At 67.4% G+C, this 21,457-nt stretch carries 24 protein-coding genes, 1 tRNA gene and 1 pseudogene; 4 read left to right on the forward strand and 22 right to left on the reverse strand.

Annotated features, from left to right (window positions below; translation table 11 throughout):
* Positions 1 to 19 precede the first annotated feature (19 nt).
* The gene (locus tag BLQ61_RS11660) at positions 20 to 973 is read left to right on the forward strand and encodes a homoserine kinase (protein WP_091570325.1); all 954 of its coding nucleotides are present in this window, start codon (positions 20 to 22) and stop codon (positions 971 to 973) included.
* Between the two features lie 113 nt (positions 974 to 1,086).
* Positions 1,087 to 1,911, forward strand: coding sequence for a BPSS1780 family membrane protein (locus BLQ61_RS11665; RefSeq protein WP_091570328.1), 825 nt, complete (start codon positions 1,087 to 1,089; stop codon positions 1,909 to 1,911).
* Positions 1,912 to 1,917: 6 nt separating this feature from the next.
* Here the strand turns inward: BLQ61_RS11665 and BLQ61_RS11670 are convergent, their stop codons facing one another.
* The 5 genes from BLQ61_RS11670 to BLQ61_RS11690 all read right to left on the reverse strand — a co-directional run bounded on the left by BLQ61_RS11670 (position 1,918) and on the right by BLQ61_RS11690 (position 8,497).
* A complete protein-coding gene (locus tag BLQ61_RS11670; protein WP_091570330.1) occupies positions 1,918 to 4,125 on the reverse strand; it encodes a PhoX family protein in 2,208 nt (735 codons plus the stop codon).
* Positions 4,126 to 4,254: 129 nt separating this feature from the next.
* A complete protein-coding gene (locus tag BLQ61_RS11675) occupies positions 4,255 to 4,485 on the reverse strand; it encodes a zinc-ribbon domain-containing protein (protein WP_091570333.1) in 231 nt (76 codons plus the stop codon).
* A 4-nt stretch (positions 4,486 to 4,489) separates the two neighbouring features.
* Positions 4,490 to 5,200: an OmpA family protein gene (locus BLQ61_RS11680; RefSeq protein WP_091570337.1), complete on the reverse strand. Its 711-nt coding sequence runs from the start codon at positions 5,198 to 5,200 to the stop codon at positions 4,490 to 4,492.
* The gene (locus BLQ61_RS11685; RefSeq protein WP_245704010.1) at positions 5,197 to 5,634 is read right to left on the reverse strand and encodes a hypothetical protein; all 438 of its coding nucleotides are present in this window, start codon (positions 5,632 to 5,634) and stop codon (positions 5,197 to 5,199) included. The genes BLQ61_RS11680 and BLQ61_RS11685 overlap by 4 nt, the downstream gene beginning before the upstream one ends.
* Positions 5,635 to 6,061: 427 nt before the next feature.
* Positions 6,062 to 8,497 carry a UvrD-helicase domain-containing protein gene (locus BLQ61_RS11690; protein ID WP_091570343.1) on the reverse strand — a complete coding sequence of 812 codons (2,436 nt, stop codon included), beginning with the start codon at positions 8,495 to 8,497 and terminating at the stop codon, positions 6,062 to 6,064.
* Between the two features lie 211 nt (positions 8,498 to 8,708).
* Between BLQ61_RS11690 and BLQ61_RS11695 the strand changes: the two genes are divergently transcribed.
* Both BLQ61_RS11695 and BLQ61_RS11700 read left to right on the forward strand, forming a co-directional pair.
* Positions 8,709 to 9,686 carry a GMP reductase gene (locus tag BLQ61_RS11695; protein ID WP_091570346.1) on the forward strand — a complete coding sequence of 326 codons (978 nt, stop codon included), beginning with the start codon at positions 8,709 to 8,711 and terminating at the stop codon, positions 9,684 to 9,686.
* Between the two features lie 92 nt (positions 9,687 to 9,778).
* Positions 9,779 to 9,854 (forward strand) — tRNA-Lys (locus BLQ61_RS11700).
* Between the two features lie 560 nt (positions 9,855 to 10,414).
* Here the strand turns inward: BLQ61_RS11700 and BLQ61_RS17230 are convergent.
* The 17 genes and pseudogenes from BLQ61_RS17230 to BLQ61_RS11775 all read right to left on the reverse strand — a co-directional run bounded on the left by BLQ61_RS17230 (position 10,415) and on the right by BLQ61_RS11775 (position 21,152).
* The gene (locus BLQ61_RS17230) at positions 10,415 to 10,729 is read right to left on the reverse strand and encodes a hypothetical protein (protein ID WP_139182745.1); all 315 of its coding nucleotides are present in this window, start codon (positions 10,727 to 10,729) and stop codon (positions 10,415 to 10,417) included.
* A gap of 124 nt (positions 10,730 to 10,853) precedes the next feature.
* Positions 10,854 to 11,075: a hypothetical protein gene (locus BLQ61_RS11705; protein WP_091570349.1), complete on the reverse strand. Its 222-nt coding sequence runs from the start codon at positions 11,073 to 11,075 to the stop codon at positions 10,854 to 10,856.
* Positions 11,072 to 11,296, reverse strand: coding sequence for a hypothetical protein (locus BLQ61_RS11710; RefSeq protein ID WP_091570352.1), 225 nt, complete (start codon positions 11,294 to 11,296; stop codon positions 11,072 to 11,074). The genes BLQ61_RS11705 and BLQ61_RS11710 overlap by 4 nt, the downstream gene beginning before the upstream one ends.
* Positions 11,283 to 11,711, reverse strand: a complete 429-nt coding sequence (locus tag BLQ61_RS11715) for a DUF5681 domain-containing protein (protein WP_091570354.1) — start codon at positions 11,709 to 11,711, stop codon at positions 11,283 to 11,285. The genes BLQ61_RS11710 and BLQ61_RS11715 overlap by 14 nt, the downstream gene beginning before the upstream one ends.
* A 203-nt stretch (positions 11,712 to 11,914) precedes the next feature.
* A complete protein-coding gene (locus tag BLQ61_RS11720) occupies positions 11,915 to 14,035 on the reverse strand; it encodes a bifunctional DNA primase/polymerase (protein ID WP_091570357.1) in 2,121 nt (706 codons plus the stop codon).
* Entirely contained in the window at positions 14,032 to 14,364 is a 333-nt protein-coding gene (locus BLQ61_RS11725) for a hypothetical protein (protein WP_091570359.1), read from the reverse strand. The genes BLQ61_RS11720 and BLQ61_RS11725 overlap by 4 nt, the downstream gene beginning before the upstream one ends.
* 52 nt (positions 14,365 to 14,416) lie before the next feature.
* Positions 14,417 to 14,608 (reverse strand): hypothetical protein, encoded by a 192-nt coding sequence (locus BLQ61_RS11730; protein WP_091570362.1) that lies wholly within the window; start codon positions 14,606 to 14,608, stop codon positions 14,417 to 14,419.
* Complete coding sequence (locus tag BLQ61_RS11735; protein WP_091570578.1) at positions 14,605 to 14,814, reverse strand: hypothetical protein; 210 nt, start codon at positions 14,812 to 14,814, stop codon at positions 14,605 to 14,607. The genes BLQ61_RS11730 and BLQ61_RS11735 overlap by 4 nt, the downstream gene beginning before the upstream one ends.
* Before the next feature lie 94 nt (positions 14,815 to 14,908).
* The gene (locus tag BLQ61_RS17235) at positions 14,909 to 15,541 is read right to left on the reverse strand and encodes a hypothetical protein (RefSeq protein WP_139182746.1); all 633 of its coding nucleotides are present in this window, start codon (positions 15,539 to 15,541) and stop codon (positions 14,909 to 14,911) included.
* A 109-nt stretch (positions 15,542 to 15,650) separates the two neighbouring features.
* Positions 15,651 to 15,950, reverse strand: a complete 300-nt coding sequence (locus BLQ61_RS11740; protein WP_091570364.1) for an addiction module antidote protein — start codon at positions 15,948 to 15,950, stop codon at positions 15,651 to 15,653.
* 36 nt (positions 15,951 to 15,986) lie between these two features.
* Positions 15,987 to 16,316, reverse strand: a complete 330-nt coding sequence (locus BLQ61_RS11745; RefSeq protein ID WP_091570367.1) for a helix-turn-helix domain-containing protein — start codon at positions 16,314 to 16,316, stop codon at positions 15,987 to 15,989.
* Positions 16,313 to 16,642, reverse strand: a complete 330-nt coding sequence (locus tag BLQ61_RS11750; RefSeq protein ID WP_091570369.1) for a type II toxin-antitoxin system RelE/ParE family toxin — start codon at positions 16,640 to 16,642, stop codon at positions 16,313 to 16,315. The genes BLQ61_RS11745 and BLQ61_RS11750 overlap by 4 nt, the downstream gene beginning before the upstream one ends.
* 27 nt (positions 16,643 to 16,669) lie before the next feature.
* On the reverse strand, positions 16,670 to 17,989 hold the full coding sequence (locus tag BLQ61_RS11755) for a tyrosine-type recombinase/integrase (protein ID WP_091570372.1): 1,320 nt from the start codon (positions 17,987 to 17,989) through the stop codon (positions 16,670 to 16,672).
* A gap of 381 nt (positions 17,990 to 18,370) precedes the next feature.
* A pseudogene (locus tag BLQ61_RS11760) lies at positions 18,371 to 18,661 on the reverse strand (RNA recognition motif domain-containing protein); the annotation flags it as partial.
* Between the two features lie 90 nt (positions 18,662 to 18,751).
* Entirely contained in the window at positions 18,752 to 19,015 is a 264-nt protein-coding gene (gene infA, locus BLQ61_RS11765; protein ID WP_091570377.1) for a translation initiation factor IF-1, read from the reverse strand.
* 35 nt (positions 19,016 to 19,050) lie between these two features.
* On the reverse strand, positions 19,051 to 19,269 hold the full coding sequence (locus BLQ61_RS11770; RefSeq protein WP_091570379.1) for a hypothetical protein: 219 nt from the start codon (positions 19,267 to 19,269) through the stop codon (positions 19,051 to 19,053).
* Between the two features lie 665 nt (positions 19,270 to 19,934).
* Positions 19,935 to 21,152, reverse strand: a complete 1,218-nt coding sequence (locus BLQ61_RS11775) for an NnrS family protein (RefSeq protein ID WP_245704013.1) — start codon at positions 21,150 to 21,152, stop codon at positions 19,935 to 19,937.
* Between the last annotated feature and the right edge of the window lie 305 nt (positions 21,153 to 21,457).

Consider the following 21,457-nt stretch of genomic DNA (forward strand, 5'->3'; position numbering starts at 1 on the left):
CCGTCCCGCACCCGACCCGATGGCCGTCTTCACCGTAGTCTCCAACAAGGAGGCGCGCGACCTGCTGCGCCGCCTGCAACTGGGCAAGCTGCTCGCGCTCACCGGCATCGAGGGCGGCATCGAGAACACCAACTACTTCGTCAGTTGCGAGGGTGGCGAGTTCGTGCTGACGCTGTTCGAGCGCCTGACCGCCGAGCAGCTGCCGTTCTACCTGCACCTGATGCAGCACCTGGCGCGCGCCGGCATCCCGGTCCCCGACCCGCAGCCCGACCGGCGCGGCGCCATCCTGCACCAGGTGGCCGGCAAGCCGGCGGCGCTGGCCACGCGGCTGCGTGGCAAGAGCCAACTGGCGCCGCAGGCCGCGCACTGCGCCGCCGTGGGCGCCATGCTGGCGCGCATGCACCTGGCCGGGCGCGACTACGAGCGCCAGCAGCCCAACCTGCGTGGCTTGGCCTGGTGGAACGAGACCGTGCCGGTGGTGCTGCCGCACCTGAACGCGCAGCAGGCCACGCTGCTGCAGTCCGAGCTGGCCTACCAGAACCACGTCGCAGCCGGCAGTGACTACGCCGCGCTGCCGCGCGGGCCGGTGCACGCCGACCTGTTCCGCGACAACGTGATGTTCGACGGCGAGGAGCTGACCGGGCTGTTCGACTTCTACTTTGCCGGCGTGGACACCTGGCTGTTCGACCTGGCGGTGTGCCTGAACGACTGGTGCATCGACCTGCCCACCGGGCGGCATGTGGCCGAGCGCGCCGACGCGCTGCTGGCCGCCTACCAGGGCGTACGGGCGCTGACGGCGGCCGAGCGCGCGCTGCTGCCGGCCATGCTGCGCGCCGGCGCCCTGCGCTTCTGGATCTCGCGGCTGTGGGACTACCACCTGCCGCGCGAGGCCAGCCTGCTGACCCCGCACGATCCAACCCACTTCGAGCGCGTGCTGCGCGAGCGCGTGGCCCATCCGCCGGCGCAGGCCTGATACCGGATGGGCGGTGCCGTGCAAGCCCCGGCCTGCGGAGCGGCACCGGGCACTGGGGTAAATTCCCTGCACGCGCCGCCCGGGCGGCCCCTTTTCTTGCCTGTTCTGCCTTCATGAAACTGCACATCGTCCCTGCACGCGCGGGCCTGGAATGGACCCGCCTGGGGATCCGCGTGTTCTGGCGCCAGCCGCTGGCGCTGGCGGCCCTGTTCTTCCTGTGCATGGCAGCGATGTCGCTGGCCACCGCCCTGCCGCTGGTGGGCCCGGCGCTGGCGCTGGCGCTGCTGCCCTCGGCCACGCTGGCGATGATGGTCGCCGCCGCCGAGGCGGGGCAAGACCGCATGCCCACCCCGAAGCTGCTGCTGGTGGCGTTTCGCACCGGTCGCGAGCGGCTGCACGCCATGCTGACGCTGGGCGCGCTGTACGCGGGCGGCTTTCTGCTGATCATGGGCCTGTCGGCGCTGATTGATGGCGGGCAGTTCGCGCAGGTCTACCTGGGCGGTGCGCCGCTGACGCGTGAAATCGCCGAGTCCGGCGACTTCCAGGCGGCGATGTGGTTATCGTTGCTGCTGTATGTGCCGCTGTCGCTGCTGTTCTGGCACGCGCCCGGCCTGGTGCACTGGCACGGCGTGCCGCCGGTCAAGGCGCTGTTCTTCAGCATCGTCGCCTGCGTGCGCAATCTGGGCGCGTTCACCGTCTATGGCCTGGCCTGGACCGGCGTGTTTGTCGGCGCCGCCATGGCCGTCAGCCTGGCGGTGGCGCTGCTGTCTGGCCTGGGTTTGGGCGCGGGCATCGCCGGGGCAATGATGGTGGCCACCGCCATGATGCTGGCGTCGATGTTCTTCACCTCGGTAGTGTTCACCTTCCGTGACAGCTTCGAGCCGCCGCCCAGCCGCGCCAGCCGGCAACCGCCGGCCGACGTCATCGACACCGACTGAGGGCTTTCAGATCCCGATCACGCCCCCATCGTCGCGCGTGATAACCAGCGTGGCCGAGCGCGGCCGCGCCTGCCCGCCGTCAGGCCAGTGGCTCTGGAAGCGCGCCGGCGCGCCGATGTCGGCCGCGGCCGTGTCCTCGCCCGGATGCTGCACGTTCACGAACAACGCGCGGCCGTCGCCGGATTCGGCGATGCCGGTGATCTCGCAGCCCCTGGGCCCAACCAGAAAGCGCGCCAGCTGCGTGCCCTGCTCGCCCGGCCGCGCGCCGACGAAGGTGGCTTGCTGGCGCGTCTGCGCGCCGTCCTGGTTATTGACCGTGCGCGGCCCGCCGTCACCCACCTGCCCGGGTATGGCAGCCAGCAACATGCAGTTGGTAACGTCGGTGTAAGCGCCATCGTCGGTCTCCAGCCACAGCAGACCGGGCGTGGCTTGGCTGAACCACAGGCCGTCGGGGCTGGAGAAATCGTTGTCCGCCGTCAGCCCCGACAGGTTCACGTCCGCCGGCGCCGTGGCGCGTGCGCCGAACAGGTACACGTCCCAGGTGAAGCGGGTCGCTGCCGGGTCGCGCCCGGCGTCGGCGAAGCGCACCACGTGGCCGTTGGGATTGCCCTTCTGGTCCTTGCCGTTCTTCGGGTCGTTGTACGAGCGCGGGTTGGCGGCGTCGGTGCGCGTGGGAGGGCGGCCAGCGGCATTGTTGTTGGTCAGCGTCAGGTACACGTCGCCGTTGAGCGGGTTGATCGACGTCCATTCCGGTCGATCCATGCGCGTGGCGCCCAGCGCGTCGGCGGCATGGCGCGCGTTCAGGTACACGTCGGCCTCATCGGCGAAGGCGTAGCCGGCGTAGCCGCGGATGGCAGGTTGCGCCAGCGTCAGCTGCAGCCACTCGCCGCTGCCATCCTCATGGAAGCGGGCAACGTAGAGTCGGCCCCGGTCCAGGTACTTGTCGCCGGCGGCCATGCCACGACCCTGGTCGGCCGGGTCCCAGATGGCGTCGGAGACGAACTTGTAAACGTATTCGTTGCGCGCGTCGTCGCCCATGTACCAGACCAGCGGCCGCCCGGCCTGCACCGGCCCCAGCGCCGCACCCTCATGGCCGAAGCGGCCCAGCGCGGTACGCTTGCGCGGCGTGCTGGTCGGATCGAACGGGTCGATCTCGACCACCCAGCCGTAGGTGTTGGGGCCCAGGCGGTAGTCATCGGCGGCACCGGCGCCACGCGCCTCGGCATTCCAGCGGTCATAGCTATCCTGCTCGGCGGCGCTGGCGGCGCCCTGGGTGGTGGCCCACAGCTCGCGCCCCGCGCCGGAGACGCCGTAGCGCTGGTAGTTGGCGCGGGTGCGCGCATCCAGCCCCTGGGCCGAGGTCAGGCGGAAGTAGCCGGCCCAGTTCTCCTCGCACGTCAGGTAGGTGCCCCAGGGCGTGCTGCCGTTGGCGCAGTTGTTCAGCGTGCCGCGCACGCGCACGCCCGTAGGGTCATGGCGCGTGGCCACATGGGCGCTGCCGCGCACCGGCCCGCTCAACTCCATCGGCGTGAGCGTGTGCACGCGGCGGTTGAAGCGGGAATCCTGGGCATAGCTCCAGCCGCCGTTCTCGGCCCGGGCGGTCTCGACGATGCTCACGCCATGCAGGTAGAACTCGCGCAGCACCTCGCCCGGCACGGTGCGCGCGCCATCCTCCACCGTTTGGCCTTCGGGGTGCAGGAATACCGGCGTGATGGCCTCGTGGTTCTGCACCAGCAGGCCGCGCGCCGGCGCCTGGGGGCTCCAGCGCCCCTGGGCGTCCATGCCGAACCAGGTCATGCCGTCGTGGTGGTCGCCGGCGCGGCGGTCATAGGTGGCAGGGTCGTCGCTGCCGTCGTTGCGGTAGGCGGGCACGTCGGCGGCGATCGGGTCGCCCAGGCGCAGCAGCACGCGGGCGCTGTAGCCGGCGGGCACGACCACGACGTCGGCCAAGCCCTTGGCCACCGGCGAAAAGCCCAGCTGCAACCGCCGCGAGGGCGGCGGCGCGTCGTCATCGCCACCCCCGCCGCCGCAGGCCACCAGCGACACGCTGCCCAGCAGAGCGCCGCCGGCGCTGGCGGCGCTGCCGCGCAGCAGGTTGCGTCGGCTGAGCCGGGCCTGCACCAGCGTGGCGAATGCGGGGTTGCGCGTGGGGTTGTAGCCAATGTCGTCAGGGTCGACACCGGCCGCCGGGACGTGGGTGGTGGGGAAGTTCATCGTGCATGCCTTTCGTGGGTGGTGCATCCGCTGCACCGGCAGCGGAACAGCCCACGATGCTGCGCACCCGGCATGACAGCCGCGTGACCGCCGCATGACGGTCACATGACAGGCGGTGCGCGGCGGGCCCTAGCCGCCCGTGAACAGGAAGTACGCCAGCACGCACACCGCCAGCGCCACCACCAGGCGCGCCAGCCACGGCGTGACCAGCCAAGTGCCCAACACCCATGCCAGCCGCTGCCAGACCGGCGCACCGGCAAGCCCCGAACCCGCCGCGCGCAGCGGATGTCCGCAGCCCGGGCAGGCCTGCGCCTGTTCGGACACTTCACGCCCGCAAGCCGGGCAATGGATCAGCGCCACGGCATCAGCCCCCGCGCGCCAGCGGCTCGATCAGGATCTGCACGCGCCGGTTGCGCTGGCGACCTTCGGGGTCGTCGCTGCCGTCGGGCTGCGCATTCGGCGCCACCGGCTGGCGCTTGCCCTGCCCTTGCGTGCGCGCCTGGCGGCCGGTGCGCACGCGCAGCGCCTCGGCCACCGCCTGGGCGCGGCGCAGCGACAGGGCGTCGTTGTAGGCGTCGGACCCTTTGCCATCGGTATGGCCGACCACCATCAGGGGCGCCTGTGGATAGCCCTCGACCAGCTCGGCGGCCTTGGCCAGCGACGATGCGGCATCGGCGCGCAGGTCGGCGCGGTCGAAGTCGAACAGCACGTCGGCCGGCAGGTCGATGGCGACGGCCTGGTCCGGCTGCGGCCGGGCCTGCAGCTCGACCAGCAGCACGCGCGTGCGCTCCAGCCGCGCCGGGGGCACCTCGGCGGCGCGCAGCAGGGTCTGCGGCCCGGCCACGGAGCGCAGCGCACCCGGCGTCTCGCCCGCCGTCAGGCTGCCGGCCTGGGGCTTGTGCTGCAGCGTGGTGTCCGGCGCGCTGGCCGGTGCCAGATGGGTGGGTGTCTGCGCCAGCGGCTGGCCGCTGCGCTGCACCGACAGCGCCTGCGCCCACGCCGTGGGCGCACCTGCCGATGCAGCCAGCGTGCCGAGCGCCAGTGCGCTGGCGGCGCGGCGGTGCAGGCGCGTCATGACAGCGGCAGCTCCATCACCAGCCCGGGCGCGACGATGTTGTCGCCCTCATTGCCGTCGTTGAACACCAGGCGCAGCTTGCGCGCCGTCGGTGCGACGCTGCCCAAAAAAACCAGCTGGCCATCCAGCGTGTCGCCCTCGCGGATGGTGATATCGCGGTTGTCCGCTGGCCGCTTGATGTGCAACCGCGCGCCGCCCTCGTCCTCCAGGAAGGTATCGGCCAACGCCAGCATGGTGCTGTTGGTGATGCGGTTGGCGAACGAGATGCTGACGTCCAGCACCGTGGCATCGCCGCCCAGCTCGATGCCCTTGACACGCACCGTCACCCCGGCCGGCGCCACGCCCTGCACGCCCAGCGGCAGCTTGCGCGGGGCGGCGGCCACAGAAGCGGCGCCCCCCGCAGCAACCGCTGCTGCCGGCGCCGCGACGGGCATGGGGGCGGGGGCGGCAGCCGGCATTGCTGGCGCAGTGCTGGCCGCGGCTGACGCAGCGGCAGCGGCAGGGGCGCTGCCTGATGCTGTCTGCGGGTTGCTCACCTGCTCCTTGCAGCCTGCCAGGCTCAAGGCGGCGGCTGTGAGCAGCGCCAGCGGAAATGCGGCACCCGGTGCGCGAACGGCGAAACGTGGCATGTGTGGGGGCATCCCCTTCCTCCTGTGCAGGTATGGCCTGGCGTTGCCGCGCTGCCCACAGGCCTGTACGGGAGCCTGCGCCAGCGGCCTGGCCCAACAAAAAAAGCGCCGCCGAAAACGGCGGCGCGGGCATTGTTGGCCAGGCGGGCACAAGCCCGGTAAGCAAACGTCAGCACAGGCGTCTTGACGCGGTCGCGGGCCCGCCCCAAGCGCGGCGCCATTCAGGCAGGCACTACTCCACCACTGTCAGCTTGGCCACGCCCAGCGCCAGCCACTTGGTGCCGTGGCGCGGAAAGTGGATCTGCGCCCGTGCGTCGTCGCCCGCGCCCTCGATGGCCAGTACCTTGCCCTCGCCGAACTTGGTGTGGAACACCGTCAGGCCCACGCGCAGGCCATGCCCGGGAGCTGCCTTGCGCGGCGGCACGGGCGGGTTGGCGAAAGACGCGGATTTCATGTCAAAACCGCGCCCGGCCCTTGCATTGCCCCGGTGTGCAGCTATCGGATCAGGAGCAAACAGGCCAAAGCCGGCATTGCGCGGCGTGAGCCACTTCAGCGCCTCTTCCGGCAGTTCGTCGAAGAAGCGACTGCGCACGTTGTAGCGCGTCTGCCCATGCAGCAGGCGCGTCTGCGAGTGGCTGATGTACAGGCGCTTGCGCGCCCGGGTGATGGCGACATACATCAGCCTGCGCTCCTCCTCCAGCCCGGCGGCGTCGCTCATGGCGTTCTCGTGCGGGAACAAGCCTTCTTCCAGCCCGCCGATGAACACGCAGTCGAACTCCAGCCCCTTGCTGGCATGCACGGTCATCAGTTGCACGGCGTCCTGGCCGGCCTGGGCCTGGTTGTCGCCGGCTTCCAGGGCAGCGTGCGTCAGGAAGGCCGCCAGCGGCGACAGCGTCTCGCCGGTGTCCTGGTCGATCATCTCGCCCGGCGCGGCCAGCGGCAGGTTCGGATCGAGCCCCTGGCTGGCCGGGCTCTGCGTCAGCGGCGCGCCCTGCTCGTCCAGCGGCAGCGCCACCGCGTCGCGCCCGAAGCCCTCTTGGGTCACGAAGCTCTCGGCGGCGTTGACCAGCTCGTCCAGGTTCTCCAGCCTATCTGCGCCTTCCTTGTCGTTGCGGTAGTGCTCGACCAGGCCGCTGGCCTGCAGCATCTGGCCGATGATGCCGCGCAGGTTCTGCCCCTGCGTGCCCTCGCGCAGCACGTCGATCAGCGCGACGAAGGCCGACAGATTCGCGCCGGCGCGTCCGGTCATGGTGCTCACCGCGTCGTGCAGCGAGCAGCCGGCGCCGCGCGCCGCGTCCTGCAGCTGCTCGAGCGTGCGCGCGCCGATGCCGCGCGGCGGGAAGTTCACCACCCGCAGGAAGCTTGTGTCGTCGTGCGGGTTCTCCAGAAGGCGCAGGTAGGCCAGCGCGTGCTTGATCTCGGCGCGCTCGAAGAAGCGCAGGCCGCCATAGACGCGGTAGGGCACGCCGGCGTTGAACAGCTGCGACTCGATCACCCGGCTTTGCGCGTTGCTGCGGTAGAGCACGGCAATCTCGCGCCGGGGCACGTCCTCGCGCACCAGGTGCTTGATCTCCTCGACCATCCACTGCGCCTCGGCCAGGTCGGTGGGTGATTCCTGCACGCGCACCGGCTCGCCGGGGCCTTGCTGCGTGCGCAGGTTCTTGCCCAGGCGGCCCTGGTTGTGGCTGATGAGGGCGTTGGCGCAGTCCAGGATGTTGCTGAAGCTGCGGTAGTTCTCCTCCAGCTTGATGGTCCGCTGCACGCCGAACTCGCGCATGAAGTCCTGCATGTTGCCCACGCGCGCGCCGCGAAAGGCGTAGATGCTCTGGTCGTCGTCGCCCACGGCGATAACGCTGCCGCGCGGCGCCAGGCGCCCGCCCTCCTCCACGTCGCCGGCCAGCTGCTTGAGCCAGGCGTACTGCAGCCGGTTGGTGTCCTGGAACTCGTCCACCAGGATGTGCGAGAAGCGGCGCTGGTAGTGCGCGCGCACTGCGTCGTTGTCGCGCAGCAGCTCGTAGCTTCTCAGCATCAGCTCGGCGAAGTCCACCACGCCCTCGCGCTGGCACTGCTGCTCGTACAGCTGGTAGACCTCCACTTTCTTTTGCGTCTCCGGATCGCGCACCGGCACGTCCTGCGGACGCATGCCTTCTTCCTTGCAGCCGGCGATGAACCAGGTGAGCTGCTTGGGCGGAAAGCGCTCCTCGTCCACGCCGTGCTGCTTGCACAGGCGCTTGACGGCCGAGAGCTGGTCCTGGGTGTCCAGAATCTGGAAGGTGGACGGCAGGCCGACCAGCTTGTGGTGCGCGCGCAGCAGGCGGTTGCACAGGCCGTGGAAGGTGCCGATCCACATGCCGCGCACGTTGATCGGCAGCATGGCCGACAGGCGCGCGACCATCTCCTTGGCCGCCTTGTTGGTGAAGGTGACGGCCAGGATGCCGCCGGGCGAGGCCTGGCCCGTTTGCAGCAGCCAGGCGATGCGGGTGGTGAGCACGCGCGTCTTGCCCGAGCCGGCACCGGCCAGGATCAAGGCATGCCCGGCGGGCAGCGTAACGGCAGCGAGCTGTTCGGGGTTGAGGTGCTGCAGCAGCGGGGATGGCGGGTCGGCGGCAGGCGCTGCGCCGGCGCCAAAAGGCGCGGATGCGCCGGCGAACAGGTCTTGGGGGGGCATGGGGCCGATTGTAGAAAGGCCCGATCCCTTGGGGGTTACCCGTAGGGGTCGGTACAATCGGGCACCGGGCCCAAGTTTCTTGCGCCCGGTTTTTTTTCGTCCGCGTTTTGTGCAAAGCGCCCACGCAGGAAGCCGGAGCCCAAGCCAAGCGCCCTCTTGGCACGCCGCGAATCCCTCGCCGGCGCGCATTCCCTACGGAGCTTGGAACCTCATGGAAATCTTCGACTACGACAACATCCTGCTGCTGCCGCGCAAGTGCCGCGTGCAAAGCCGCGCCGAATGCGACGCCAGCGTGGAGCTGGGCGGGCGCCGCTTCAAGCTGCCGGTGGTGCCGGCCAACATGAAGACGGTGGTGGACGAGAAGATCTGCACCTGGATGGCGCAGAACGGCTACTTCTACGTCATGCATCGGTTTGACTTGGACAACGTGCAGTTCGTGCGCGACATGCACGCCAAGGGCTGCTTCGCCTCGATCTCGCTGGGCGTGAAAAAACCCGACTACGAGACCGTGGACCGCTTCGTCGCCGAGGGCCTGTGCCCCGAGTACATCACCATCGACATCGCCCATGGCCATGCCGACACGGTGAAGGAGATGATCGGCTACCTGAAGGCCAAGCTGCCGCGCGCCTTTATCATCGCCGGCAACGTCGGCACGCCCGAGGCGGTGATCGACCTGGAGAACTGGGGCGCCGACGCCACCAAGATCGGCATCGGCCCAGGCAAGGTCTGCATCACCAAGCTCAAGACGGGCTTCGGCACCGGCGGCTGGCAGCTGTCGGCCGTGAAATGGTGCGCCCGCGTGGCGACCAAGCCGATCATTGCCGACGGCGGCATCCGCAGCCATGGCGACATCGCCAAGAGCATCCGCTTCGGCGCCACCATGGTCATGGTCGGCTCGCTGTTCGCCGGCCACGAGGAATCCCCCGGCGAGACGGTGGAGGAAAACGGCGAGCGCTTCAAGGAGTACTACGGCTCGGCCTCGGACTTCAACAAGGGCGAGTACCGCCACGTCGAGGGCAAGCGCATCCTGGAGCCGATCAAGGGCAGCCTGGCCGACACGCTGGTCGAGATGGAGCAGGACGTGCAAAGCTCGATCAGCTACTCGGGCGGCACCAAGCTGATGGACATCCGCAAAGTGAACTACGTGATCCTGGGCGGCGACAACGCCGGCGAGCATCTGCTGATGTGATTTTTTGCCTGGGCTGATCCAGCCGGGCAAAAAACTCGTGCATAATCGCGGACTTCGCTGCACAGGCTGCAGCGACGTTCCGCAAGGAACAAGGGCTCTTAGCTCAGTTGGTAGAGCAGCGGACTCTTAATCCGTTGGTCGAGTGTTCGAGTCACTCAGGGCCCACCAAACAAATCAAGCACTTAGGCCAGTTCTTCGGGACTGGCCTTTTTGTTTTCCGGCAGCTTGTAGGCAATCTGTAGGCACTTTTGCTTTTTCTGCGGCGGGCAAGCGCGGCAAGCTGGGGCGGTTCAGCGGGCGCGGTCTATGTTCGACATAGGGCGTTGCTACGCGCGCTGCGGAAACCTGCCAGGGTGTGAATCAGGTTCACCCCCTTCCTGCCTTTGATGGCCTGCGCGCGCTGGCCCTGAAACTCTGCACATTCGTAGAGAAAGGCTCAGGGGTCGCATTTGAAGTTGCACCCTTGCCCATACCCCAAAACTGCGGGCCATGTCCTGCCACCAGGGGCGGGGCTGTCAAAAGTTGATGCCTGCGGCTTGCTGACCGGCCAGCTCATGCACCAGCGCAAAGCGTCCAGAAAAAAGGCTGCGCAGGCAGGGCGTTTTTCGGGCCTCTGCGGCGCTGCGGCAGTGGCATCAAGGGCAAAGGTGCCGGCGGGTGCTTCGCGCGCTGTGCCGCCTTTTTTTGCAGCTTGCGATTGCAAAGGCGGAACCGGTCGGTCTGGGACTTCAACCTTCCCGCGATTTCTGGCGCTCGCAGTAGGGCAGCAGTGCGCGGGCGCAGTCCAGGCGCAGCGGCACCGGCAAAGCTGGGCAGTTCATCGCGGCCAGCAGCCATTGCATGGGGCAATCGGTGCGGGGCAGTTCCACCAGCACGGGCGGATTGCGCGGCCTTCCAGCCCCGGCGCGGCGGCCCCCTGCGTTTCTTTCGTGCGCCTCCACTGCGCCCTTTGATTCCGGCCATTTGCTGAATTCTTTCAATGGGGCGGTATTTTGTGCGCGTGCGAAACGGCGGGGTGTCCGGGCGGCGTTGCCTTTGAACATTTAGGCCACCCCCCCGGCCTAGGGCTGCACCACAAAAAAGCTGCCATTGCGCGGACACGCGTGTGGCAAGAACTGGCCGGTCAGCAAGCGCCATCGCCAGACTTTGCACCTGCCCCTACCCAGCTCAGACGCTGCGCCAGACGGTCACGGCGGGCGCTGTTGCCGTGCAGCGCGCTTGCAGCGCCTCGACAGTCTCGCCAGCCAGCCGCGCCACAGTAGGGCCTGCCGGGTGCTGCGCGGCAAAGCCTTGCGGCTCGCGTCCTACGATGGTGACGAACAAGCGCAGCAGCTCAGGCGCTGCGGCGGCGGCATCTTCCAGGCGCTGCAAACGGGCTTTGATGCTCATGGCGCGAACACCTCTGCCAGCTCGGCAAGCGCAAGGTGCTTATCCGATTCGCTCAGCTCGATGACGTGCCGGCCTTGCTGGCGCAGGCGCTGCACCTGGGCTTGCACTGCATCGCGCGCCGGGCCGGCTTCGTCTGGCACCACCAGCACCACGGGCAGATACTGCGCGCCGTGCGATGCCGTCAGCCGCGCCAGGCGGGCGCGCAGCTCACGCGCGGCCATGCTGCGCTTCCAGTGCGGCAATGCGTTGTTCCAGCTCGCACGTCTCGACAATCTTTGCCAGCGTGCCCACGGCCCCTAGCAGCGCGGCGGCCTGTGCGGGTGCCAGCTCACCAGCCCCAGCAGCGGCCAGGATGGCAGCGCCTTGCGCGGCCAGCGTCCCGCCTTCGGGCAGGGGCACGGCCTGGGGCAGCTCTTGCGGCTTCAACGCCGGCAGGGCGCGTTCCAGCAACACGCGGGCGGCCTGTACGTCGCCTGCTTTTGCTTGCTGCACCAGCACGGCCACGATGGCGGGCACGTCTTGCGCGATGGCATCGCGCATAGCCTGGGCTTTGCTCGTTCCACGCGGGCGGCCTGCCGGGTTGCCGGACTGTCCCGGCTTCCAGGGCGCGGCCTTCGTTCGCTTTGGTTCGCTCATGGGCGGTGTTCCTTTCTTGCTCAATCAGGGGCCAGCAGGCGCGGCAGCTCTTCAAGCGTTCCCAATCATTCCCAACCGTTCCCATGCGTTCCCACGGCTGCGGGAACGGATGGCATGGGGAATGGGGCAACCAGCCCATTCCCATGCATTCCCAATGTTTTTTTCTAAGGGAACGGATGAAACGGGAACGGATGAAAAGTTGCTCACGGCTCATCAGGAATCGCTACTGTTTCTGTAGCGTCTTGCGTTTCTTCGGGAACGGATGAAATGGGCCTCTTCCAGCTCTCAGGAATGGCGGCCTTGTCCTGGGGCAATGGCTCACCCCGGCGCACGGCATCGCGCTCTGACGTGTCCAAGTTCACCAAGAAACTGTCTTTCCGGGGATGCGTTCGCACGTCGCGCGGAACGTGGATTTCCTGTAGCCAGCCTTCCGACAACAGCCGCTCGATACACGCCACCACTTCGGACGCTTTGCGGCGCACCTTCGCTTTCACGCCAGCACGGTTCAGCGGGTGCCCCTCTTGCCACGCAATCTGCACCACATCGCGCACTTCCTGCCGTAGCTCGGCTTCGTCTTGCAGCGCCTGGGCTTCGCGTGCCTTGGCGGCCAGTTCCTGCCGGCTGCCTTCCTGGGGCTGGGCAATGGCCCATCGCAGCGCCAGCGGCTCAGGCTCGCCAAACCGGTCATAGCCCATCGTGTCGGTGCAGTGGCTTTGCAATTGCAGCTCAGGCCAGCGGGGTTCAAACCGGCGCTTTCCCAACGTCAGCCAGCGGGAAGCGTTCATGCCTTCGCCTTCCTTTACCAAAAACGCGGTAGCGTTCGCGTCGGCTTCCCATGCGCTGGCCCCCCGGCTTGTCAGGTGCTGCACGTCGCTGCGGTTCAAGTTCTGCTTTGCCAGGTGCGCCACCAGCCACACAGGCAGCCCGGCAAAGTGCTGTTTAAGCATGGCGACGGCGGCGGATGCTTCGCTGTTGTCGTTTTCCGATTTCAGCGCAATCGTGGCGGCCTGGGTGTCCAGCACCACCAGCGGCAGCAATTCCACGCCTTGCACGCTGCGGCTGTAGCGCTCTCGGTAGGTGCCGCCCACTTGCACCAGCACGGCAGCGGGCAGGCGGCGCGCGTCCACCAAGTGCAGTCGCTCGGCAATGGCAGCGGTTGTCGTTTGCAGGTGCCCGGCCAGCCCGTGCAGGATGCGCTGCGCCTGGGCTGTGTCTTCACAGATGTACACCACGCTTCGCCAGTGCTTCGGTGCCAGCGGCCAGCCCGGTTCATGGATACCGGCAACCCCAGCGGCCAGCGGCAGCAGCGCGGTTGTTTTGCCCACGCCATGCCCACCAGCAATCAGCGTCAGGCCAGCGGCCAGGAAGCCCGGCAGCAGCCATTCGGGCGCTTGCAGTGCAGTGCAGGGCTGCACGATGCGCGCCAACGGGTGTTCCGCTTCTTCAGCTCCTGCGGTGTCGAAATGCTGCGGCTCGAAAGCCACCGGCAAGCGCGGCGCGGACGCTTTCGGCAGCCCTTCATAGCTGGGGCTGGCCAAGCCGGTAGCGTGGGCGCTTTTGAGCGTCTGGCGCACTTCAGCGGGTGCCAGGCCGGCAGCCAGGGCAGCACGTTCCAGCACAGCGGCGGTATGGTGCCAGTCCAGACGGCCAGCCCCAGCCAACCGCGCCAGCCCATAGGCGGCGGCGTTCAGCTTGTGGTTACGCTCACCTTCACCAGCGGCCACAACGTCGCTTGCGGCGCGTTCAATGGCGCGCTGGGTGTAGGGGTCGTGCTGGTGCTTTTGAAGCGCTGGCGCGGCTGCTACGGGGCTTGCTGGCGCGGGCTTTTCTTCGGTCAGCACGTCCAGCAGCCAGCGCGGGCACTCTGCCGGCTCGCAGTCGTTCAGCAGGCGGTAGGGTGTGCCGTTGATGGTGCTGCCTGGGGCCACCAGATAGCCACCAGTGGCGCGCACGTCAACGCCAGGGCGCAGGCCGGCGCGGTTCTTCACCCGCACATCGGCGGGCTTGCGAAACAGCAGGTGCCAGCCCCCGGACGCGGTTTGCACGGTGCGGGTTTCGGGCAGCTTGCCATGCTCGGCAGTCAGGGCGGCAAGCGTTGCGAAACCGTCAACGTCTTTCACGTCGATATCGACGGCCAGCACGTCAGCCGGCAGCGCCATGCCGATATTGGCGCTGGGCTGCTGGTGCCACCACGCGCGGATGGTGTCCGGGTCGGTGCTGGCATCCTTCAGCCCGTGGGCGGTGGCCGGGCGCTTGCCCCCGGCCACCAGCGGGAAGACAGGGTAGCCAGCGGCGGCGTGTTGCAGGGCGTCTGCGGCGCTCATACGGCATCCCCCTTCGCACAGCGGGCCTGCCACTGGTGCAGCTTGCGGCGGTCGGCAGGCGTCAGGAAATACACGCCGGGCCGGCAAATGAACCCGTCGCGGTCAACAAAGTTGATGCGCTTGCAGGGCACTTCCAGGCCACGGCGGCGCAGCGCTGCCACCAGTTCCGGCCCATTGCTGCACCCGGCTTCGCTGTCCAGGTTTTCACGCGGCATGGGGCGGCGCAGCAGCGCGGCAATCGCACGCAGGTGACGCGGGTTGTCGGTGCCAGTAAACTTCGCGCTGTTCGGGGCGCTCGGGTTTTCTTTGGAAGGCTCGGGCGTTTTCATTTGGCCCCCTTCCACGCGCGCCAGCGCAGCAGCAAATAGAACGCGGCGGCCATCATTGCTGCACCCCCATTTCCTCAGCCAGCGCCAGCAGCTTTGCAGCCACCTCGCGCAAGCCCCACGGGCCAATCAGCGCATAGGCGCTCGGCCCCTCAGCGGCGTTGAACAAAAACAGGCGGGAATTGGCAGCGTCAAATTGAATGGTGCCTTCGCCGTCCGGGTGACGGTAAATCGGGGCGGCCATCATTGCGCCACCCCCAGCAGACGGCGGATATCGGCAGTGCGCCATGCCAAGCGGCCATGAACGCGAACGGGTGCAATGGGATGCTCGCGCATGGCCCAAAGCCTCAGCGTCTGTTCAGCGCGGTTCAGGTGCCGTGCAGCTTCGCGGGTCGGAAGCGTGTCCCGCGTCTCTTGTGCCAAGGGCACGGTTTGAATGGTCTTTGCAGCCATGTCGTTTCCCTCTCGGGTGTTGAACATGGTTGCCCATCATTTGCATAAAGCGCGGCGCTGCAATTTGCCGCGCGCTGTCGCGTGCTGGCGCGCGTTATCGCGCGTTGGTTGGCGCTTTCCTCAGACGGCGCATACGGTCGCGCAAGGCACCTATGTTCAGCTCTTGCGGTGCATCGTTCGAGTCTCGCCATTGCACGCGCCCATCCTCAGTGACGCCTCTTAAGGGCGGGACAGGCGGCGGCTGCTCTGCCCATACACGCAATGCGCCAAACACTCTTTGCACGTCTTCGCCATGCTCTGAAATGGCCTTCTCAATTAGCGGGGTCAGCAAATCCCGGCGCCGCAAAGCTGGCTGTTTTCGTGCAAGGCGCGCAATGCTTCGCGGCGGCGCGGTTGCAGGGCTTGCTGAAACCCCTTCTACAGCACTAGGCAAGGGCGGCAAGGCTTCCACCTTCAAGGGGCGCGGAGCTGGCTGTAGTGCAGCCCATTCGTCAATGATGCGTTCCATGCGCATCTGCCGCGCGCTGCTGTTAAACGCGTTAGGACATACAGAACCTAGGGCGGTCACCATGTCCTTCATGTCATCCAATTGCAGGCTGGCCCATGCACGCAGGTGGCCCAAACCAAACCCGTGCAGGTCAAGCTGGAATCTCTCAAAAGCCCCCGGACGATTTGCCAAGCGCGCGCGGGCAATTTCCAACAGTAGCTTTTCGTCGTGCTTGTTCATGATTGCACCCCTTCAAGTGCAGCCTTCGCAAAAGGTGCCCCAGCAGGCGGGCGAAGGTGTCCCGCTTTTCGGCCAGGTTTCGAAGCTGGCCTATCTGGGGCAAAACTGTTCAGGCGTGTATCGGGGTCACGCTCAGGCGCAGGCCCATTGCGTGCAAAACCTTGTGCAGCGTGTCAATCGTCGGATTACCGTTTTCGCTCAGTGCGCGAAATAGGGATTTCTCGCCCACCTCTGCCCGGCGCGCCACCTCAGCCATGCCGTGCGCCTTCGCCACATGGCGCTGCGCCAGCAGCAGCGCGGCGGGGTCTTCCAGTTCAATGGCGGCTTCGATGTAGGCGGCGGCTTCTTGCGGGTCTTGCAGTGATTCAGTCAGCCAAGCCGTATAGCTTGTATCGCGCGGCGCGTTCATGGTCTGCCCCTTTCCTTGTGGTCAGCTCAGGCCCATTCACGCGCAAACGTTCGCACTTCGCTTGGCACGGATAGCCCGCAGGGCTTTGGGCTTGGTGACGCGGATAGAGGGAGCCATACCTGCGGCAGCGGCCATGTCCATCAGCGCATCCAAGGAAAACAGGGCCACCTTGCCGCGCACCAGGTCTGAGACACGGGGCTGGGTCACGCCAAACAGCTCTGCGGCCTGTGCCTGCGTCATGTCCTGCTGACGCACGGCTTCGGCCAGTTCCATCATCAGCTTGGAGCGCGCGCGCATGCTCGCAGCTTGCTGCGGCGTGTCCTCCAGAGCATCCCAAACGCTGGAAAATTTCTGCTGGCTGGTCATGGTGCAATCTCCTTCATCAGCTCTTTCAGGCGGGCGCGGGCCAGCTCTATGTCGCGCTTGGCAGTCTGCTGGGTCTTTTTCTGAAAGCAGTGCAGCACATAGACGGCTTCGGCTAGCTTGGCGATGTAGACAACGCGAAAGGTGCCTGCCTCATCCCATATGCGCAGCTCTGTCACGCCGGCGCCGATGCTGGGCATAGGCTTGCAGTCACTTGGCGCCAGCCCATGCTGCACGCGGTCCAGTTGGTAGCCCGCCTCGCGCATGGCACTCTGCGGAAAGCTGCGCAGGTCAGCTAGGGCGCTGCCCCTGAAGGCTATGGGCTTCATGCTGTAATTATATCGATACTTGTATATTTATCCACCCACGGCGCGCAGCTTGCCCGGTTGCTGGGCAGCATCGAACTGCACCCCGGCCTGTTCCAGAATCCACGCTTCCAGCCGCTCATGGTGCAGGCGCAGCAAGTCCAGGGGCCGCACGCGGTAGTGCTTTTCTGCCGTCGCGCTGGGCTTGTGGCCTTGAATCTGCGCCACCACGCCGGCAGGCAGTTCCAGCCACTCGGACAAGGTGCCAAAGCTGCGGCGCAGCCCGTGCAGCGTCAGCCCGTCGATTGCGGCCACGGCGCAGGCGCTGGCGTGCGCCTTGTGCGGCTTGCTCATGGGCTTGTCGCCATCCTCGCCGGCAAACACGTACTGCCCACGGCGCGGCAGGCCGGCCAGCAGGTGCCAGACATAGGGAGTCAGGGGAATGACGCGCTCGCCTTCTACCTTGTCCCGGATGGTCAGCCCGCGCCATTGCGTGTTCATATCGTCCCAGCGCAGCCCCAGCAGCTCGCCAGGACGTGCGCCCACCAGCAGCAGGCCTTGCAGATAGGCCGACTGCGCCGGGTTGCGGATGGCCTGCACGGCAGCGAACCAGCCCGGCAGTTGCTCTTTCAACAGGGCATCGTCCTTTGCCTGGGGCTTGCCCAATGCCTCACGCGCGCGGCGGCTCTTGGCCGGGTTGCGCTCAGGCACGGCGGCGCGGTAGTCGGGATGCTCGCTGCACCACGCCAGGAAGGCACGCAGCAGGCGCCACGCCAACCGGGCCACTGTCGGGCGGGTTCGCCCTTCGCGCTGCGCCCATGCTTCGATAGCGGGCGTTGTCAGCTCCCGCAGGGGCTGGGACATCAGCGGATGCAGCGGGCCGGCCACTGTTACGCCACGGCCACGGGTGCCACGAACGGCGGATTGCCCACCAGCGCGGGCCAATGCTTCATGGTCGCTGTAATGGCGCTCGCCCCAGTGCGGGCGGCGGTCTGCCAGGTAGGCAGCCCATGCTTCGCCCACGGTCACGGCCTGGGCAGCCAGCGCGGCAGCTTGCGCGGCTTGCTCGGCTTCGTGCTGGCGCTTTTGTTCGCGCGGGTCGGTACCACTGTCCACCAGCAGCGTCAGCCGGGTTGCCTCAGCCCGTGCAGCGGCCAGGGTCCAGGCGCGCACGTCGCCAATACTCAGGCGCAGCGTCTTGCCGTGCAGGCGTGATTCGAAGGTGTAGGTCTTGCGCCCTGTCGGTGTCGCGCGAACGGCCAGGGCGGGCGCGTCGGTGTCCCACAGGAAGGCCTGGGACTTGCCCGGCGGGCAGGCGAAGGCTTCAACGCGGGCGGCGGTCAGTCTGGCGCGGCTGGGCACTGTGGGCATGGCGGCTTGTAGGCAGGTTGTAGGCAATCTGTAGGCAGATTTGCCAAAAACAGGCGAATCCCAATCAACGCCTGCACCCTGTCAAAATCGCATAAGTTGTTGATTTGCATAGATTATAGCTACGCCAATCAACATCACCAAACACCCACTAGGCCGGACTCTTAATCCGTTGGTCGAAGGTTCGAATCCCTCAGAGCCCACCAACCCAGTTCACCCGCTACCGCCAGCCGGCCGTAGCGGGTTTTTCGTTGCTGCGTGCGCAAAAAGAAAAACCGGCATGCAGCCGGTTCTTGCGGAAAGCTTGGCGCTTGGCCCGCTGCTGCGGCCACCCGTCACCGGGGGCCACAGACGTGCAAGCTGCCGGGCAATCGATCAGTAGCGACCGCCGCGGTAGCCGCCGCGATCGGCGCCGCCGGAGCGCGCTTCCATCGGGCGTGCGACGTTGACCGTGAGCGCGCGGCCGTCCAGCGGCTGCCCATTCAGGCCATCGATGGCCTTCTGAGCTTCTGCATCGCTGGCCATCTCGATAAAGCCGAAGCCCTTTGAGCGGCCGGTGTCGCGTTCCATCATCACCTTGGCAGAGTTGACGGTGCCGTATTGGGAAAACTGTTCCAGCAGCGCTTCATCGCGCACGGAGTAAGCCAGGTTGCCTACGTAGAGTCGGTTGTTCATGTGTCGGAATTTCGTAAAAAAAGCTGACCGGGTGCAAGAGTGAACCCGGCATGGTCTTGAGGCAAGGGACCCGCGAGGGAGGAAAAAGCCTCAGCGGCGCCGACGCGCGCCCGGCGGGCCGGTGCGTGTACGGTTTTCGATGTGGCGGAAAGTAATGCGACCCTTGGTCAGGTCGTAGGGCGACATCTCCAGGGTAACCAAGTCACCTGCCAGGATGCGGATGCGGAACTTGCGCATCTTGCCGCCGGTATAGGCCACGAGTGCGTGGCCGTTGTCCAGCGTCACACGGTAGCGGGCGTCGGGCAGGACTTCATCGACCTTGCCCTGCATTTCGATTAATTCTTCTTTGGCCACGGATCTCCTTCGTGAGTGGTGGAAAGAAAGGCCTTTCAGCCCAGCTGGCCATGCAGCACCAGGCTGCGGCCCTGCGCCAGGGCGTACTGAACCGCCTGCGCATCGCAGGCAAAGCGCGGCAGAAACCGGAAAATCCGGTCGTGCACGCCGCGGCGGATGGAAACCGAAGCAGCAAATAAGCCGCCATCGGAGGAACAGGTAAGCGGAGTGACCACATAGGGGCCAATACGCTCGATGTTGGATAGGTCTGACATTGCAAGCCCGGCGGCACGTACCGCACAGGCAGCGCACCGGGAAATGAAGGGAAGAGTCCCTGCGACGCCAAGCGCTGGAGGGGCCGGGCGGACCTTGGACTTGAAGGTGCGGATCCGCGGTGGGCTCGCCGTAGAGTCTGGGAATGTCAGCCGGCAGACTTGGGAGGAACGCGCGGTAGGTTAACCGGTAGGCTGTCAAACAAGCGCTGCCTTGAAGCGAGCAAACAGGCAGCGCAGCCGAGCATTATATTTCTATTTTATAAATTTTTTTATTTTTATTCGAGCAACGCATATTTCTGGCTGCTCCAGCGGGAGCCCGGCCATCGCCAGCACGACAGCAGCGTCACGGGGATGCAAGTGGCAGGATCTGCGCGAAGCAGCAGAGGCGAAAGAAGGTATGGGTATGCAGGGCAAGTGACCGCGCTGACTGGACGCCGGCATGCAGGCCTGCATGAGGCTGGGCGGGAGGAATTTCATCAGACTGCCCTGCATTGCGGCGGCGCCACGACGTGTGGAAGCTGGATCGCCGCGCCGCTACCGCCGGGGTTCAATACGCCATAGCCAATACCTACCCTTGGGGCGAAGTCCCGCTCTGCATCATCCGCACGGCGCGCACCGAGTCCGATCGGCTGCGAACTGCCGCGCCCGTTCCAGGGGTCGGCAGCTCAGCCTGGCGTGCTGTGGACCATCGGTCCCTCGCAGCCGGTGCCGCCGTCCGTGCGCGGGCGCCACAGTCCCGGTGCGATGCGCCAGGCCAGCACGCCATAGCCGGCACACCACAGCGCCGCGCTGGCTGCCAGCGCCGCGGCGCCCCAGCCGTTCCACCCGGCCAGCGCGCGCAGCAGCGTCGCTGCCAGCACCAGTGCCGCGCCCAGCGGCACCCACGGCCCCGGGTCGGGCAGCAGCCCGGCGTGCGCGCGCCCGGCGATGGCGATGACGATGAACACCCCCAGCCCCACCGCCCCCGCGCCCAGCAGGTGCCAGCCGGCGCCGGCACCCGGCAGCGCGCCCAGCTGCGCCAGGCCGAGCGCGCCCCAGCCCAGCGCCATGCAGGCATACATTGCGTACAGCAGCAGCGGAAAGCGCCGGCGCCACAGCGCCGGGCCGACGTGCCAGTCGCCCATCAGGTGCAGCACAGCCGCGGCGGCGGCCAGCTGCAGCCAGCCGGCCAGGGCACTGCCCGGGCGCACGAAATGCGCCAGCGTCGCCAGGCCGATGCACAGCGTCGCCAGGTGACGCTTCGGCGGGCGCGCCAGATACGGCGCCGCGCCGGGCGTGACCTGCTCGATGGCGCGGTTGACCATGCGCATCGAGATGCGGCTGGCTGCCACCACGATCAGCAGCATCAGCACGCCCAGCGTGGCATGCAGCCAGCGCAGGCCGGGCGCGCCGGCCAGCGCGTCGGCATAGAAGCCCGCCGCCGTGCCGGCCAGCGCCAGCAGTGCCCAGCCAAACGACTGGTGCGCGCGCCCGGCGGCCGAGAGCAGCGGCCGCGCCAGCGCCGCCGCCGTGGCCAACGGCAGCGCCACCTGCGCCGCCCCGGCCAGCCACAGCGCCGGCGTGCCCGCCCAGCCCGAGGCCCAGAAGCCCGCGCGGGCCAGCAGCCACAGCAGCACCAGCGCGCGCAGCTGGGCGCGCGTGGCGCCGGGCTGGCCGGTGAACTCGGGCAGCGCGGTGAGCGCAAAGCCGGCCACGCCGGCCATGGCGAAGCCGAATACCAGCTCGTGCACGTGCCAGACCACCGCCCCGCCGGCCACGCGCGGCGGCGGCGCGCCGGCGCCCAGCACCAGGCCCCACAGGCCTAGCAGGCCGAGCGCCGACAGCAGGGCCAGCAGGAAGAACGGGCGCATGCCGCACATCCACACGGGGTGGGCGGCGCGCAAGGGGTTGAGGGAGGAGATCACTTCAAAAACAGGAGCTGCAGACCATTGATTCACGCGGGCTTCAAGGGGTTTTGGCATTCAAGACGGTGCAACCGGGCAACCCGCTGGCCTTTACTATGGAAAAAGGAGCTGCAAGCCATTTATTCATATGGGCTGCCGGCCGATTTGATGCAAAAAACCCGTGCCGGACCAGCGTATCCACGCGGGCGCGGCGCCGACACGCATCCCGCATCCCCACCCTCTCCCCTCCAGGGGGCAAGGGAGTTGCAGCGCCGCAGGGGCTGTCGATCGGTGCGCGCGGGCAA

Source organism: Oryzisolibacter propanilivorax (genome assembly GCF_900103645.1).
In the GTDB taxonomy this organism is placed as follows: domain Bacteria; phylum Pseudomonadota; class Gammaproteobacteria; order Burkholderiales; family Burkholderiaceae_C; genus Melaminivora; species Melaminivora propanilivorax.

Excerpts from the sequence above, each read along its gene's own strand:
- BLQ61_RS17235 (WP_139182746.1), bottom strand. The coding sequence starts at position 15,541 with ATGAACAAGCACGACGAAAAGCTACTGTTGGAAATTGCCCGCGCGCGC.
- BLQ61_RS11725 (WP_091570359.1), bottom strand. The coding sequence starts at position 14,364 with ATGAAAACGCCCGAGCCTTCCAAAGAAAACCCGAGCGCCCCGAACAGC.
- BLQ61_RS11685 (WP_245704010.1), bottom strand. The coding sequence starts at position 5,634 with ATGCCCGTCGCGGCGCCGGCAGCAGCGGTTGCTGCGGGGGGCGCCGCT.
- BLQ61_RS11770 (WP_091570379.1), bottom strand. The coding sequence starts at position 19,269 with ATGTCAGACCTATCCAACATCGAGCGTATTGGCCCCTATGTGGTCACT.
- BLQ61_RS11720 (WP_091570357.1), bottom strand. The coding sequence starts at position 14,035 with ATGAGCGCCGCAGACGCCCTGCAACACGCCGCCGCTGGCTACCCTGTC.
- BLQ61_RS11730 (WP_091570362.1), bottom strand. The coding sequence starts at position 14,608 with ATGATGGCCGCCCCGATTTACCGTCACCCGGACGGCGAAGGCACCATT.
- BLQ61_RS11660 (WP_091570325.1), top strand. The coding sequence starts at position 20 with ATGGCCGTCTTCACCGTAGTCTCCAACAAGGAGGCGCGCGACCTGCTG.
- BLQ61_RS11735 (WP_091570578.1), bottom strand. The coding sequence starts at position 14,814 with ATGGCTGCAAAGACCATTCAAACCGTGCCCTTGGCACAAGAGACGCGG.
- BLQ61_RS11740 (WP_091570364.1), bottom strand. The coding sequence starts at position 15,950 with ATGAACGCGCCGCGCGATACAAGCTATACGGCTTGGCTGACTGAATCA.
- BLQ61_RS11705 (WP_091570349.1), bottom strand. The coding sequence starts at position 11,075 with ATGAGCATCAAAGCCCGTTTGCAGCGCCTGGAAGATGCCGCCGCCGCA.
- BLQ61_RS11715 (WP_091570354.1), bottom strand. The coding sequence starts at position 11,711 with ATGAGCGAACCAAAGCGAACGAAGGCCGCGCCCTGGAAGCCGGGACAG.
- BLQ61_RS11690 (WP_091570343.1), bottom strand. The coding sequence starts at position 8,497 with ATGCCCCCCCAAGACCTGTTCGCCGGCGCATCCGCGCCTTTTGGCGCC.
- BLQ61_RS11680 (WP_091570337.1), bottom strand. The coding sequence starts at position 5,200 with ATGACGCGCCTGCACCGCCGCGCCGCCAGCGCACTGGCGCTCGGCACG.
- BLQ61_RS17230 (WP_139182745.1), bottom strand. The coding sequence starts at position 10,729 with ATGTTCAAAGGCAACGCCGCCCGGACACCCCGCCGTTTCGCACGCGCA.
- BLQ61_RS11745 (WP_091570367.1), bottom strand. The coding sequence starts at position 16,316 with ATGACCAGCCAGCAGAAATTTTCCAGCGTTTGGGATGCTCTGGAGGAC.
- BLQ61_RS11750 (WP_091570369.1), bottom strand. The coding sequence starts at position 16,642 with ATGAAGCCCATAGCCTTCAGGGGCAGCGCCCTAGCTGACCTGCGCAGC.
- BLQ61_RS11695 (WP_091570346.1), top strand. The coding sequence starts at position 8,709 with ATGGAAATCTTCGACTACGACAACATCCTGCTGCTGCCGCGCAAGTGC.
- BLQ61_RS11755 (WP_091570372.1), bottom strand. The coding sequence starts at position 17,989 with ATGCCCACAGTGCCCAGCCGCGCCAGACTGACCGCCGCCCGCGTTGAA.
- BLQ61_RS11665 (WP_091570328.1), top strand. The coding sequence starts at position 1,087 with ATGAAACTGCACATCGTCCCTGCACGCGCGGGCCTGGAATGGACCCGC.
- BLQ61_RS11710 (WP_091570352.1), bottom strand. The coding sequence starts at position 11,296 with ATGGCCGCGCGTGAGCTGCGCGCCCGCCTGGCGCGGCTGACGGCATCG.
- BLQ61_RS11670 (WP_091570330.1), bottom strand. The coding sequence starts at position 4,125 with ATGAACTTCCCCACCACCCACGTCCCGGCGGCCGGTGTCGACCCTGAC.